We start from the raw sequence: 12,726 nt of genomic DNA, 5'->3' as shown, positions 1-12,726 counted from the left end.
CGGCGCGCCGCGGAGGCTCGCCCCGGATCCGGACCGCGCGGGCGGGCCGCAGCCGGGCCTGTGGGCGGCGACGGAACCGGGTCGCGTCCCAGGCCGGGCAACGTATCGGCGAAGATCACGCAAGATGATTTTCCCGCGGCGACGGCGGCACCCGGACGAACAGCATGATATACAGTGCAAATTATCGCCTTCGATGTCATAACGTCTTGATGAAAAATATTTGCCGCTCAATCGGCGCCCAAAGACGCCATGGTCGCCGACTGCCGCGTCGATCGTCTTAATCTTGGCTTTGTACTAAATATATTGCTAATAAAATTTATATTGATTATTGGCGCAATCCACTCTAAAGATTCGAAACTGACTGAACTTTGCCCCACGGACAGTCGCATGTACGACTTTAGCTGGCACCAGAGGCACAGTGCGAAGACGGTTGCTTCCGCAGCGGCCGCTCTCTCGGTCATACGGGAGATTTTTGACCCGAAATCCATCCTCGATATTGGATGCGGCGACGGCATCTGGCTGGAGAAGGCGTCGGATCTGGGGTTCCGGGAGGTCAAAGGCGTCGACGGCCCCTGGACGAACGTCGAGGCGTTGCGGATCGCGGCCAACGATTTCGTGACCTACGACCTCGAGACGAGCATCGATCTGGCGCGGCGGTTCGATATCGCGATCAGCCTCGAGGTCGCCGAGCATGTGTCGCCGGAATCGGCCGATATCATGGTCGACAATCTCGTCAGGCACAGCGACGTCATACTCTTCGGAGCCGCGATCCCGTACCAGGGTGGGTTTCGCCATATCAATGAGAGGTGGCAATCCTGGTGGGCGGACAGGTTTGCCCAGCGCGGATATCGGTATTTCGACGTCATCAGGCCGCAGATCTGGCATCGAGACGACGTACATTTCTGGTACAAACAGAACATCCTCGTCTACGTCGATGGCGAGAGCACGGAACGCGTCGGAACGTTCGAGGACTACGTCTCGCGCAGGCGGCTGGGCGCCTATCCCCTGGATATCGTTCACCCGGAGAAATACGAGGCCGCGGCGTCGTACAGGGAGATCGCCTTCAGGCCGCTGATCCGCGAACTCCCGTCCGGAGTCGTGAACAAGCTGAGACTCATGCTGCTGGGAAAGACCTAGGCCGAAGCCGCGCGGCGGCCCCCGTTCGCCGCTGCGGCACCCCCGGGGCCCGCGGCCGTCCCGACCTTTCAAAGAGGATCGCGAACGGGTTCCGTAGAGCGCCGCGGCAAAATCCCCGCCCTACAATTGCCAATCTATTCACATTATAGCCTCAAATTGACGCTCTAACTGCAATACCTTAATCTAGTTGACGGTTACTCGTGACAATCCTTCGCTACATACTACTGGGCTTTTCTGCCCTGGCGACGCTGGCCGTACTGGTGTTCTGGACCGTCTCCGGTCGCGCCTCCGACATCGCGCTGTTTATCCTGCTGGCGTTCCTGATCGCGAATACCTTCTATGTCTTCGCATCGCGTCCGTCCCTGAAAACGAGCGACCTTCTCGCGCGCGTGTCGACCAGCCTGGCCCTCGCGTCACTGGAACTACAGCATCAGGCGCAGGAGGCACAGGGCCGGGAAGTCGAGACGGAGAAGCGACGCCTGGCCGAAACCGAGCATCACCAATATAAGCTTCAGGTCGCGAAGGACATGCTGCAGCACCTGCGCGCAAAGCTGCCGCAAGACCGGAAGGACCAGGAGAATCTTCCCCAGATCACGCATCAGGCGCGGTCCGACACGGGTGCACTCCCGCTGCCGCCTCCGGCTGCCCCCGCCCCGGAAACCGTCCGCCCCCCGAACGGCCGCGACGCGGCGGAGAAGCCGACCCAGCCGGTGAGCCCGGCGCCTGCCGCCGCCCTGGTCGGCTGAGGCGGGCGCAGACGCCGCAGGGTCGGCCGCCGCAGGATCGCCCCCGAGATCCGGATCCGGCCGGACCGCGACGAACGCGTCCTCCGTCCCAGGCATCCTGCGCCCCGGACCGCCTGCGTCCTAGGCGTCCCGCGTCTTCCGGGCAGACAGGATCAATCGCTGGCGACCGCGCATCCTGCCGAAGGTCCAGGACAGGGCGCCGACCGTCGGCCGGTCCGCCCGCGCGATCACCGCCGTGGCGCGCCGCGAGATGTCGTGGATCGTCCGCTCCAGCGCGGGCGGCAGGATCACGCCCTGCCGCCTGAGGCCGCTCACGGCGGTCGACAGGGCGTCGCTCTGGTCCCTCCCGATGGTCCGCCCGGCGATCAGCTCGGCGCGCACCTGATCCGCGAGCGCCGTCGTGAGGCGCAGGACTTCCGACAGGGCCGCTGAGACATCCGCGTCCGTGGCAGACGGTCCGTCCTTCGGTTCGTCCATCGGACCGCTCCCTCAGGACCGCTTCATGGCGCCGAGGGCCTGCGTCAGGTTCACCACGACATCGTGGCCCTGAGAAGCACCCGCGGCGCCCGCGGAGACGGCCTTGGCCTCTTCCACCCGCCTGGCCACCTCCATCACAACGTGCTCTACCGAGGGCGGCCACGGCACGCCGTTGTCGAGCAGCATCCGCGCCGCCCGAACCAGCATCCGGAACTGCTCCGGCGGGATCGGCGTGGCCGCCGCGTGCTGTTCGAGGATGCGGTCGGCGATCGCCGCCGCCAGTCCGGCGACCTCGAACATCTTGTTGGACGGATCGCCTTCCTCGGTCATCTCAGGTCGCCCTTCGCCTTCAGGTGCTCGGTGGGGATCCGGCCGATGGCCTCGCGGGGTGAAGGCCACCGGATGCATCTTGGATGCGAAGCGCGTCGAGGGCTACTGCCCTTCGGCGAGGAGACCCGCCGTCATCGGCCTCGATGCGGCGCGGCAACCGACACGTCGCCGGTCGCGCCGCAAGCCGAAGCGTCGTCGGGGCCCGAGGCATCCACGCCCTCTCGTCAGCTCTGAGGGGTAATGAACGTCCGAGAGGGCATGGATGGTCAGCAATCGTGCCGACACCCTGAGAATAACTCAGGTTAGGACGTTTGCCGCTCACAAATCTGAGAACATTCATGTCCGCCCGGTTCGTCCGGAGGAAGCCCGCCTGCCGGATGCGGCGGGCGGTCGTCGCGCGCCGTGGCCGCGGCCCGGAATTCTCCGGGCGAAGCGGCCGACCTGACGCCGCGTGCCGGACGGAGGGCCCCGGGCGGCACGGCCGACCTGCGATCCGGGATACAGACACGGGACGCGCATACTTGTAGACACGCGTGTAGACACGATTCGATCGCGCGCGATCTCGGATCGAAGCGGCGAAAATCGGGTTTTGGCGGGCTCCCGGGCCTCGCGCAGCGCCGCCTATCGCGGGCGACGGGATCGGGAGACGTCTCGGATGGATCACGCGCACGACGTCGTCTCCGAGGCCGCCCTGGTCGCGGCCCTGGAAGCCTCGGGCGGCGTCGGCTTCTGGATGTGGGACATCCTCCGGGACGAGGCGCGGGCGGATCCGGTCAGCGCCCTGCTGTTCAACATCAGCCCCGCCCGGTCGCGCGCGGGCGTCAGCCTCTCCGAGATCCTCAAGGCCATCCACCCGGACGATCAGGCGCACATCTCGCAGGTCATCCTGGACTGCGTTCAGACCGGCGGCTCCTACACGGCCGAGTACCGCGTGTGCTCGCCGGAGGGCCAGCTGCGGTGGCTGTTCACCCGCGGGCACTTCTACCTCGACCAGGATGGCCGGCCCACCACCGGCCGGGGGGTGATCGTCGAGATCACGGACAGCAAGTCCGCCGGTGCGGCCTTCGCGATCCGCGACGGCGCCACGATCGACGACGCCCTCAACCGGACCGCCGACCTGTGCCTCTCGCTGCACAACATGGTCTCGCAGTTCGGTGACGCGCCCCTGGTGGCGCTGACCGAGACCCTGCTGCTCGAGATCGGCCGGCGCTTGGCGGACCGCGAGCGGGCCGCGCGGACCGGCTCCCTGCACTGACCGGCGCGCCCCAGCCGCACTCCAGCCGCATCCCGGTCACCGTCCGGAAGCCCCGCCCCTGCGACCATCCTGCCGGAACTTGGCCGTGCGACGTCTGCGTTCCCTGGTTGAACGAGCCACCTGGCTCGCAACCGAGATGAGGTAACCCCATGGCCCTGGACGCACGCGAGATCTACGTCACGGCCCTGAAGAATACCCACGCCCTCGAGATGCAGGCGCTGCAGATCATGGAGCGCCAGGTCGAGCGCCTGGAGCGCTATCCCGAGATGGAGCAGGCGCTCCGCCGCCACATCGAGGAGACGCACGGCCAGCGCCATCGCCTGGAGGAAGCGCTCCAGAGCCTGGGCGACAGCCCCTCGGCCCTCAAGGAGGGCTTTCTGGGCTTCGTCGGCAACATGATGGCGTTGGGCCACGCGCCGGCCCAGGACGAGATCCTGAAGAACACCTACGCCAACCATGCGTTCGAGAATTTCGAGATCGCGGCCTACGAGTCGCTGCTCACCATCGGCGACGCGGCCGGCCAGCAGGGCCACCGCACGGCCTTCCAGCAATCGCTGAAGGAGGAGCAGACCATGGCCGAGGCGGTGCGCAACCTGATCCGGCCGACCACGGAGCGCTACCTGCAATTGACCACCGCCGGCGAGAAGGCGGACCGCTAGGTCCCGCGCCGCCGGAGACGGGCGGCGCGGGACCTCTTGTCCCTCCGGCACGGCACCGCGACCGGACTGGTCGCCCCGTCGACACCCTGTCCCCGCCGGGGAGCACCCCGGCGGACCGGAGGGGTTGGCGACCCCGCGGGCCGGCACCTCTTCACCGCAGGAACAACCCCGATCCTGGCCCGATTTCGCGATTATGAGCACGGATAGCGGTCACTTGACGGGCAATCACGGATCCAATCACGGATCGGACGGCGGGGCCTCCGCGCAGCCCCTGGGGGAGCGTTGCGTGCATCTGTGCGTGGACATGCAGCGCATGTTCGCCGAGCCCACGGATTGGCAGACCCCGTGGATGACGCGGGTCCTGCCGCACGTGTCCCGCCTCGCCGCGGCGCATCCGGCCCGGACCATCTTCACCCGCTACATCCCCGCCGGACGGCCTGGGGAGGGCCGCGGCACCTGGGCGACCTACTCGAAGCGATGGGCGTCGATGACCCGGGAACACCTCGCCCCCGAGATGATCGACCTCGTCCCGGACCTCGCGCGGCTGACCCCGCCCGCGGAGGTGATCGACAAGGGCGTCTACTCGCCCTGGCTCGACACGGACCTCGACGCGCGCCTGCAGGCGCGGGGCGTCGACACCCTCATCGTCACCGGCGCGGAGACGGATGTCTGCGTCCTGGCCGCGGTGCTCGGCGGCGTGGACCGCGGCTACCGCATCGTACTGGCCACCGACGGCCTCTGCAGTTCCTGCGACGAGGCGCACGACGCGCTGCTGCTGATGTACCGGATGCGCTATGGGCATCAGGTCCAGACGATGACCACCGCCGAGATCCTCGATTGCTGGCAGTGAGCGGACCGGGAACCACGCGCGGAGCATTCGGCCGGCCAGCGCCAAGCTTCGCGGGCGTATGGTCAAGCTCACGCCAGAACAGGCCGCGCGGTCTCGTCTCTCGGCTGGTCGCCGGCACGCCGGTCTCCACCAGATCGTGTGCGAAAAACAGTCGCTCCGGGTGAACCGCCGGCGAGCGCGGCCGTTATGTCTCCAAACACGGCTTCGGAGGATAGATCATGGCCAAGCACGAGATCCTCGGCTACTTCGAGCACCGTCGTGACGGAGCCTGGATCTGCGTCCGTCCCTTCACACTGACGACGCGCGACGCCAGCGTCGACATCCGCCAAGGCATGCGCTTCGACTACGGCAAGCGGATCGGCGGCGTCGACCTCGCCGAATACCTCGAGCGGCTCGGCTCGCAGTTCGGCTCCTGAGCCGTCCTCTCCGCGGGCTCGGAGCGGCGCCGGACGCGGGTCCGGCGCCGTTCGTCGTTCAGGCCCCGCCCCACTGCATCGTCAGCCCGCCATCGACCACCAGGGTGTGGCCGGTGACGTAATCGGCCGCGTCCGAGGCGAGGTAGAGGATCGCCCGGGCGATCTCCTCCGGCCGCCCGGCCCGGCGCCACGGAATCCGCTCCAGCGACTGCTCGAGCACCTCCGGCTTCTCGAAGCGGTCCGCCGTCATCGGCGTCTCGATCAGGCCCGGCGCCACGTTGTTGACGTTGATCCGGTCCTCGGCAAGTTCCCGCGACAGGGAGCGGCACAGGGAGCCCAGGCCGGCCTTCGACATGCCGTAGGGCGCGCTCTCCGGCGTCGGCAGGTGCTGGGCCACCGACGACACGAACACGATCTTGCCGTTCCCGCCCTGCGCCTTGCGCATCTTGATGAACGGCCGCGCGCAGAACAGCGGCCCCATGAGGTTCACCCGCAGGATCCGCTCCAGCAGCGCGTCGTCCATCTCGGCGACCGGCACGCCGCTCATGGCCTGGCCGGCATTGGCCACCAGGAGATCGAGGGTGCCGAACTCGCTGCCGATCCGGTCGAAAGCGGCCGTGACGGCGGCCGGGTCGCCGACGTCGAGCTGGAGCACCAGCGCCCGGCGCCCGGCGGCCTCGACCCGGCCGGCGGTCTCGCGGATGCCGGCCTCGTCGGTGTGGTAGGTGATCGCCACGTCGGCGCCGGCGCGGGCCAGCAGCTCCGCGGTCGCCTGCCCGATGCCGGAATCGGCCCCGGTGACGAGGGCACGGGTATCGGTGAAGCTCATCGCTGGTCCCTCTCAGGCGCACCGCGGTCGCGGCCGGATGCGGGGGCAATCGGTGCCGCCGGGGCCGGTTCCAGGCGTGCGCACCGGCCGCAGGCGGAACCCGATCCGGGGTTGGCGCCTTTGACGCTCCGCGCCCGCATGCCCTAGGGAGGACGCATGTCCCTCGACGACACGATCCCCCTGCCCACGGAGGAGTGCGCCCCCGACACCCGCAGCCGCATCCTCGCGGCGGCCGACACGTATTTTCGCGAGATCGGCTACCAGAAGACGACGGTCGCCGACATCGCCCGGACGCTGAAGATGAGCCCCGCCAACGTCTACCGCTTCTTCGACTCGAAGAAGGCGATCAACGAGGCGGTGCTGGAGCGCCTGATCGGGGAGAGCGAGGCGGTGATCTCGGAGATCGCCGACCGCCCCGGCCTCGACGCCACCGCGCGCCTCGCGGCGGCGATCGAGACCCTGCACCGCGACTGCACCCGGCGCTGCGAAGCCTTTCCCCGCCTGCACGAGATGATCGAGGCGGCGATGGCGGAGAGCTGGGAGGTCTGCCGCCACCATGTCGCCCGGATCACCGCCGGATTCGAACGGATCATCCGCGACGGGGTGGCGCGCGGCGCCTTCGAGGCCGACGACCCCGCCCAGGCGGCGGCCTGCATCCACACCGCCATCGCCCGCTACACCCATCCGCTGCTGGTGGGTGCCTCGCCCCTTCAGCCGGCACCGTCCGTGGAGGTCATGACGGCGTTCCTGCTGCGGAGCCTCGCGCCGGCAGGGCGGCGGGCGTAGCCCTCCCGGGAGGGCTACGCCCGCGGCGCCGCGGGCTACTCGGAGGCCGGTCCCGCGTCCGGCGCCGGCTCGGAGGCGCTGGGCTGCGGGCCGTCATAGCCCTCGATCACCAGGATCTCGGCCTCCACGCCGCCGCGCTGCTTGGCCTTGGCGGCCTGGTAGAGGTCGGAGTTCCAGCAGGCGAGGGCGTCGGCGTAGGTCGGGAACTCGATCACCACGTTGCGCGACCGGGCCTGTCCCATCACCGCCTCGTGGGCGCCGCCGCGCACGAGGAAGCGGCCGCCGAACTTCGCGAAGGCGACGCCGTTGGCCGCCACGTAGTCCTTGTAGGCCTCCGCGTCGCGGACATCGATCCGCGCGATCCAGTAGCCCTTCGTCATGCCGCGTCTCCTCTGATGCGCAACGAAGTGGATCCGATCCGCGCGAAGGCAATGCCCGGTCAGGCGAGGTCCGCCACGATCGCCTGTGCCACCGCGCGGGGATCCGCCGTGCCGGTGATCGGGCGACCGACCACCACGTGGTCGATCCCGGCCGTGCGGGCGGCGGCCGGCGTCATCACCCGCTTCTGGTCGCCGGCCTCGGCGCCCGCCGGGCGGATGCCCGGGGTGACGATCAGCCGGCCCGGCCCGACGATCCGCCGGACCGAGGCCGCCTCGGCGGCCGAGCAGACCAGGCCGTCGAGGCCGATCTCGGCGGCCTGGGCGGCGCGCCGGGCGACGAGCTCCGCCACCGGCAGGGCATAGCCGGCCTCCGCGGCGTCGGCATCGTCGTAGGAGGTGAGCACCGTCACGGCGAGGATCTTCAGGCCCGCGCCCCGGCCGCGCAGGGCCGCCCGCATGGTCTGCGGATAGGCGTGGACGGTGAGGAAGGTGGCGCCCGAGCCCGAGGCCGCGCGCACGCCCTCCTCGACGGTGTTGCCGATGTCGTGAAGCTTCAAGTCGAGGAAGACCTTCAGGCCGCGCGCCGCCAGCCGCTCGGCGAGGGCGAGGCCGCCCGCGTAGCCCAGCTGGTAGCCGATCTTGTAGACGGTCGCGGCGTCGCCGATCCGGTCGATCAGCGCCTCGGCCTCGGGCACGCCGGGCAGGTCCAGGGCCACGATCAGGCGGTCGCGGGGGTCGGCAGGGTCGGTCATCGGGGCGTCCTTCGGGAGTCGCAGCACGGATCACGGGCCGGCGATCCCTGTCAATGCGGCCCCGGGGCGGGCCGCCGGGTCTCAGACCCGCTCGGCCGCCCCCGGCCGGGCCGCCCGGCGTTCTCCGCCCGGCGCCGCGTCCCATGCGCGCCGGCCGGGACCGCCGGCCGCGCAGGCGGCGCGCATCGCAACCGGCGGGCACCGGGACGGGCGACCGCGGGTCTCGGTGCCCGCCCGGCCCGCCGGGCGGCCGCGGGCGCATTCCGGCCCATCGCGCGCCCGCCGATCCGGGGCTGTCGGACACCGCCTGCCGATCCCCGCGGGAGAAGCCGGCATTCGCGACCTCGCCGGCGACGGGCTCAGGGATCACCCGCCATCACCCGCGCCACCTCGGCCCGCAGCACCGGCAGCAGATCCGCCGCGAACCAGGGCTCGCGCTTGAGCCAGCCGTTGTTGCGCCAGGACGGGTGGGGCAGGGGCAGCACCCGCGGGCGGCGCGGCTCGGACAGGATCTCCCGCCAGCGCCGCACCGTGCCGGTCAGCCCGCCCTCCATCCGCCCCAGGTGCCAGGCTTGCGCGTACTGGCCGATCACCAGGATCAATTCGAGGTGTGGCAGGCCGGAGACGAGTTCCGCCCGCCAGGTTTCGGCGCATTCCCGGCGGGGCGGCCGGTCGCCGCCCTTGGCGTCGAGGCCCGGGAAGCACGCGCCCATCGGCACGATGGCGACCCGGGTGGCGTCGTAGAATTGCCGGGCGTCGAGCCCCAGCCAGGACCGCAGCCGCACGCCCGAGGGATCGGTGAAGGGCTGCCCGGTGCGGTGCGCGCGCGTTCCGGGGGCCTGGCTGGCGATGCAGAGACGGGCCGTGGCCGAGCCCTGCACGATCGGCCGGGGTTCCTGGGGCAGGGGCGGGCCGTAGCGCGGGGCGTCCCGGCAGAGGCGGCAGGCGCGCAGGCGCGCGGCGGTGTCGTCGAACGGCATGACCCGGAGATGGCGCGTCGGCGCGCAAAAAAGAAACGGCGCGGTGTTGCGCCGCGCCGTCTTCAGTCGGGTCTCTTGCCTTGGGGGGAAGGCCCCACCGTCCTACGCCGATCCGCGCCCGCGGAACGTGCGATTCCTCACGCGCCCTTCACCCCGGACAGGTCCAGCGGCAGCGAGCGCAGGCGCCGGCCGGTGGCGGCGAAGACCGCGTTGGCGATCGCCGGCCCCAGGACGGGGACGCCCGGCTCGCCGATGCCGGTGGGCGCCACCTGGCTCGGCACGATGTGCACCTCCACCCGGGGCATCTCGCTCATCCGGGTCGGCTCGTAGGCGTCGAAATTGTGCTCCTGCACCCGCCCGTCCTTGAGGGTGATGCGGTTCCGGAGCACCGCCGACAGGGCGAAGCCCACCGCGCCCTCGACCTGCGCGCGGATCACGTCCGGATTCACCGGCACGCCGACATCCACCGCCGCCACGATCCGGTTCACCCGGATTGCCCCATCCTGCGCGGTCACGTCGGCCACCATGGCGACGTAGGAGCCGAAGGATTCGTGGACCGCCACCCCGAGGCCGCGACCCTGGTCCTGCGGCTTGTTCGCCCAGCCGGCCTTGTCGGCGGCGAGCTTGAGGACGCCGGACAGGCGCGGCGCCTGGGTCAGGAGGGAGAGCCGGTAGGCCACCGGATCGACGTCGGCGGCGTGGGCCAACTCGTCGATCATCACCTCCATCACGTGGGCGGTGTGGGTGTGGCCGACCGAGCGCCACCACAGGACCGGCACGCCCTCGCGGCCGTTATGGACGCCGAACCGGTAGGCCGGCAGCGCGTAGGGCGTGTCGGAGGCGCCCTCCACGGTGGTGGAGTCGATGCCGTTCTTGACGATCATCGCCTCGAAGGGCGAGCCGATCATGATCGACTTGCCGACCATGACGTGGTCCCAGCCGACCACCGCGCCCTTGCCGTCGATTCCGGCCCGGACCTTGTGCAGCACGGTCGGGCGGTAATAGCCGCCGGCCATGTCGTCCTCGCGGGTCCAGACGAGGTGGACCGGGGCCTTCTCGCCCGACGCCTTGAAGACGGCGGCGGCCTCCGCGAGGTAGTCGGCGGTCGGGGTCGCCCGGCGCCCGAAGGAGCCGCCGGCCCAGTTGCTGTGCAGCCGCACCCGGTCGGACGTCACCCCGAGGATCGCCGCCATCGTGGCCTGCTCGACGGTCTGGAACTGGAAGCCCGCGTAGACGTCGTAGCCGCCGTCGGCCGCCCGCTCGATCGTGGCGTTGAGCGGCTCCATCGCCGCGTGGGCGAGGTACGGGAAGGTGAACTCGGCCTCGACGACCTTGGCGGCGCCCTTCAGCGCCGCCTGCGGGTCGCCGCGCTCGGAGGCCGTCAGGCCGGGGCCCTTGGCCCGCTCCCGGTACTCGGCCAGGATCGCGTCGGACGAGCGGGTCTCGGCGGTGCTGTCGTCCCAGGCGACCGTGAGCGCCTCGCGGCCCTTCATGGCCGACCACGTGTCGCGGGCGATCACCGCCACGCCGGTCGGCACCTGCACCACGTCGAGCACGCCCGCGACCGTGCGGGCGGCGGCGGCGTCGAAGGACTTCACGGTGGCGCCGAAGCGCGGCGCCCGGGCCACCACCGCGGTGACTTGGTTCGGGCGGCGGATGTCGAGGGAGTAGATCGCCGTGCCGTCGGTCTTGGCCACGGAGTCGAGGCGCGGGATCGTCCGACCGATCAGCCGCCACTCGCTCGGGTCCTTGAGCCGCGGCTCCGAGGGCACCGGCAAGGAGGCCGCGGAGGCCGCCAGCTCCCCGAACCGGGCCTGCCGGCCGGACGGCTCGTGGCGGACCACACCCTCGGCCACGGTGATCTGCGACACCGGCACCTTCCAGTGGAAGGCCGCCTCGGCCATCAGCATCTCGCGGGCGGCGGCACCCGCCTTGCGCAGCTGGAACCAGGAATTGGCCACCGCGGTGGAGCCGCCGGTGCCCTGGATCGGTCCCATCAGGCTGTTGTTGTAGAGCGTCGCGTCCGCGGGGGCGAACTCGGTGCGGACCTTCGCCCAGTCGGCGCCGAGCTCGTCGGCCAGGATCGTGGCCAGCCCGGTGGTGTTCCCCTGGCCCATGTCGAGGTGCTTGATCACCACCGTCACGGTGTCGTCCGCGCCGATGCGCACGAAGGCGTTGGGCTGGGCCTTCACGTCGGCGAGGTTCGGGCCGGACGCCGCGCGGGCGGATTTCGGGTCGAGGCGGAAGGCGACCACGAGGGCGCCGGCGCCGGCCAGCAGGCCGCGGCGGCTGGGCCGGGCGGGGAGGGGATTCGGTCGACGGGCGTTCAGCATGGCGGCGAGGCTCCGGTCGGGACCGCGGGGCAGGGCGGGGGAAAGTGGGCGCCGGGACGGATCAGGCGAGGCTGCGCGCGGCTTCGTGAATCGCCGCGCGGATGCGCTGGTAGGTGCCGCAGCGGCAGATGTTGCCGTCCATGGCGCCGTCGATGTCGGCGTCGCTCGGCGTGGCGTTGCCCGAGAGCAGGCCGATCGCCGACATGATCTGGCCGGACTGGCAGTAGCCGCACTGGACGACGTCGAGCTTGCGCCACGCGGCCTGCACGGCCTCCGCCACCCGGCCCGATACGCCCTCGATGGTGGTCACCTGCGCGGCGCCGACATCGCCGACCTTCGTCTGGCAGGCGCGGACCGGCTGGCCGTCGAGGTGGACCGTGCAGGCGCCGCACTGCGCGATGCCGCAGCCGTACTTGGTGCCGGTGGCGTCGAGCCGGTCCCGCAGCACCCAGAGCAGCGGCATGTCGGGGTCGGCGTCGATCGCGTGCGTGACGCCGTTGACGGTGAGATTCGGCATGGTCGGCGACCCCTTACACGACGCGTGCGCCCGGGCGTCCCGGTTCACGGTCCGCGGCCTCGATCGGGCATCGCGGTCGGCGGTGCAACCGTAGCGTTCACCCCGGCCCGCGCGATGTGCGGGACCGCACGCCGGCCCGAGCGACGCGGCACCCTTGAGACAACCTCGCGACAGCCTCGCAACAGCCAGATTGCTTAAGATCCAACGGATACCGGCAGCCGCTTCTTAACACATCCGCCGCATCCTCACGGAGCGATTCCGAGCCCACACCCCTTCCGA

15 protein-coding genes are annotated in these 12,726 nt (G+C 70.5%); 7 read left to right on the top strand and 8 right to left on the bottom strand.

The features are described from left to right. The first annotated feature begins 387 nt into the window (after nucleotides 1-387). Together MKK82_RS06970 and MKK82_RS06965 are read left to right on the top strand one after the other, a co-directional pair. Nucleotides 388-1,137 carry a class I SAM-dependent methyltransferase gene (locus tag MKK82_RS06970; protein ID WP_243985096.1) on the top strand — a complete coding sequence of 250 codons (750 nt, stop codon included), beginning with the start codon at nucleotides 388-390 and terminating at the stop codon, nucleotides 1,135-1,137. A gap of 200 nt (nucleotides 1,138-1,337) precedes the next feature. After that, entirely contained in the window at nucleotides 1,338-1,883 is a 546-nt protein-coding gene (locus MKK82_RS06965; RefSeq protein WP_243985094.1) for a hypothetical protein, read from the top strand. Nucleotides 1,884-2,003: 120 nt separating this feature from the next. Here MKK82_RS06965 and MKK82_RS06960 read toward each other — a convergent pair whose 3' ends face one another. Together MKK82_RS06960 and MKK82_RS06955 are read right to left on the bottom strand one after the other, a co-directional pair. Next, a complete protein-coding gene (locus MKK82_RS06960; RefSeq protein WP_243985092.1) occupies nucleotides 2,004-2,360 on the bottom strand; it encodes a hypothetical protein in 357 nt (118 codons plus the stop codon). 12 nt (nucleotides 2,361-2,372) lie between these two features. Further along, complete coding sequence (locus MKK82_RS06955; protein WP_243985089.1) at nucleotides 2,373-2,759, bottom strand: hypothetical protein; 387 nt, start codon at nucleotides 2,757-2,759, stop codon at nucleotides 2,373-2,375. Nucleotides 2,760-3,345: 586 nt separating this feature from the next. Between MKK82_RS06955 and MKK82_RS06950 the strand changes: the two genes are divergently transcribed. The 4 genes from MKK82_RS06950 (at nucleotide 3,346) to MKK82_RS06935 (ending at nucleotide 5,870) form a co-directional block, all read left to right on the top strand. After that, entirely contained in the window at nucleotides 3,346-3,945 is a 600-nt protein-coding gene (locus tag MKK82_RS06950; RefSeq protein WP_243985087.1) for a PAS domain-containing protein, read from the top strand. 149 nt (nucleotides 3,946-4,094) lie between these two features. After that, on the top strand, nucleotides 4,095-4,604 hold the full coding sequence (locus MKK82_RS06945) for a ferritin-like domain-containing protein (protein WP_238290230.1): 510 nt from the start codon (nucleotides 4,095-4,097) through the stop codon (nucleotides 4,602-4,604). 286 nt (nucleotides 4,605-4,890) lie between these two features. After that, nucleotides 4,891-5,454 (top strand): isochorismatase family cysteine hydrolase, encoded by a 564-nt coding sequence (locus MKK82_RS06940; protein ID WP_313902086.1) that lies wholly within the window; start codon nucleotides 4,891-4,893, stop codon nucleotides 5,452-5,454. 218 nt (nucleotides 5,455-5,672) lie between these two features. Further along, nucleotides 5,673-5,870, top strand: coding sequence for a hypothetical protein (locus MKK82_RS06935; protein WP_238290229.1), 198 nt, complete (start codon nucleotides 5,673-5,675; stop codon nucleotides 5,868-5,870). A 58-nt stretch (nucleotides 5,871-5,928) separates the two neighbouring features. Here the strand turns inward: MKK82_RS06935 and MKK82_RS06930 are convergent, their stop codons facing one another. Next, the gene (locus MKK82_RS06930) at nucleotides 5,929-6,699 is read right to left on the bottom strand and encodes an SDR family NAD(P)-dependent oxidoreductase (protein WP_243985085.1); all 771 of its coding nucleotides are present in this window, start codon (nucleotides 6,697-6,699) and stop codon (nucleotides 5,929-5,931) included. A 156-nt stretch (nucleotides 6,700-6,855) separates the two neighbouring features. Here MKK82_RS06930 and MKK82_RS06925 point away from each other — a divergent pair, with 156 nt between their 5' ends. Then, nucleotides 6,856-7,485 carry a TetR/AcrR family transcriptional regulator gene (locus MKK82_RS06925; RefSeq protein WP_238290227.1) on the top strand — a complete coding sequence of 210 codons (630 nt, stop codon included), beginning with the start codon at nucleotides 6,856-6,858 and terminating at the stop codon, nucleotides 7,483-7,485. Between the two features lie 35 nt (nucleotides 7,486-7,520). Here the strand turns inward: MKK82_RS06925 and MKK82_RS06920 are convergent, their stop codons facing one another. The 5 genes from MKK82_RS06920 to MKK82_RS06900 all read right to left on the bottom strand — a co-directional run bounded on the left by MKK82_RS06920 (nucleotide 7,521) and on the right by MKK82_RS06900 (nucleotide 12,447). Beyond that, nucleotides 7,521-7,865 (bottom strand): DUF1330 domain-containing protein, encoded by a 345-nt coding sequence (locus MKK82_RS06920; protein WP_238290226.1) that lies wholly within the window; start codon nucleotides 7,863-7,865, stop codon nucleotides 7,521-7,523. Nucleotides 7,866-7,924: 59 nt separating this feature from the next. After that, on the bottom strand, nucleotides 7,925-8,617 hold the full coding sequence (gene pyrF / locus MKK82_RS06915) for an orotidine-5'-phosphate decarboxylase (protein WP_243985083.1): 693 nt from the start codon (nucleotides 8,615-8,617) through the stop codon (nucleotides 7,925-7,927). A gap of 359 nt (nucleotides 8,618-8,976) precedes the next feature. Continuing rightward, the gene (locus MKK82_RS06910; protein WP_243985080.1) at nucleotides 8,977-9,597 is read right to left on the bottom strand and encodes a uracil-DNA glycosylase family protein; all 621 of its coding nucleotides are present in this window, start codon (nucleotides 9,595-9,597) and stop codon (nucleotides 8,977-8,979) included. Between the two features lie 137 nt (nucleotides 9,598-9,734). Further along, a complete protein-coding gene (locus MKK82_RS06905; protein ID WP_243985078.1) occupies nucleotides 9,735-11,930 on the bottom strand; it encodes a xanthine dehydrogenase family protein molybdopterin-binding subunit in 2,196 nt (731 codons plus the stop codon). A 61-nt stretch (nucleotides 11,931-11,991) separates the two neighbouring features. Next, nucleotides 11,992-12,447: a (2Fe-2S)-binding protein gene (locus MKK82_RS06900; RefSeq protein ID WP_238290219.1), complete on the bottom strand. Its 456-nt coding sequence runs from the start codon at nucleotides 12,445-12,447 to the stop codon at nucleotides 11,992-11,994. Nucleotides 12,448-12,726: the final 279 nt, after the last annotated feature.

Origin of the sequence: Methylobacterium sp. E-046, from assembly GCF_022829625.1 — a bacterium.
GTDB classification, from domain to species: domain Bacteria; phylum Pseudomonadota; class Alphaproteobacteria; order Rhizobiales; family Beijerinckiaceae; genus Methylobacterium; species Methylobacterium longum.
The sequence above is the reverse complement of the archived record's forward strand: the minus strand, read 5'-3'. Positions and strand labels throughout refer to the sequence as shown.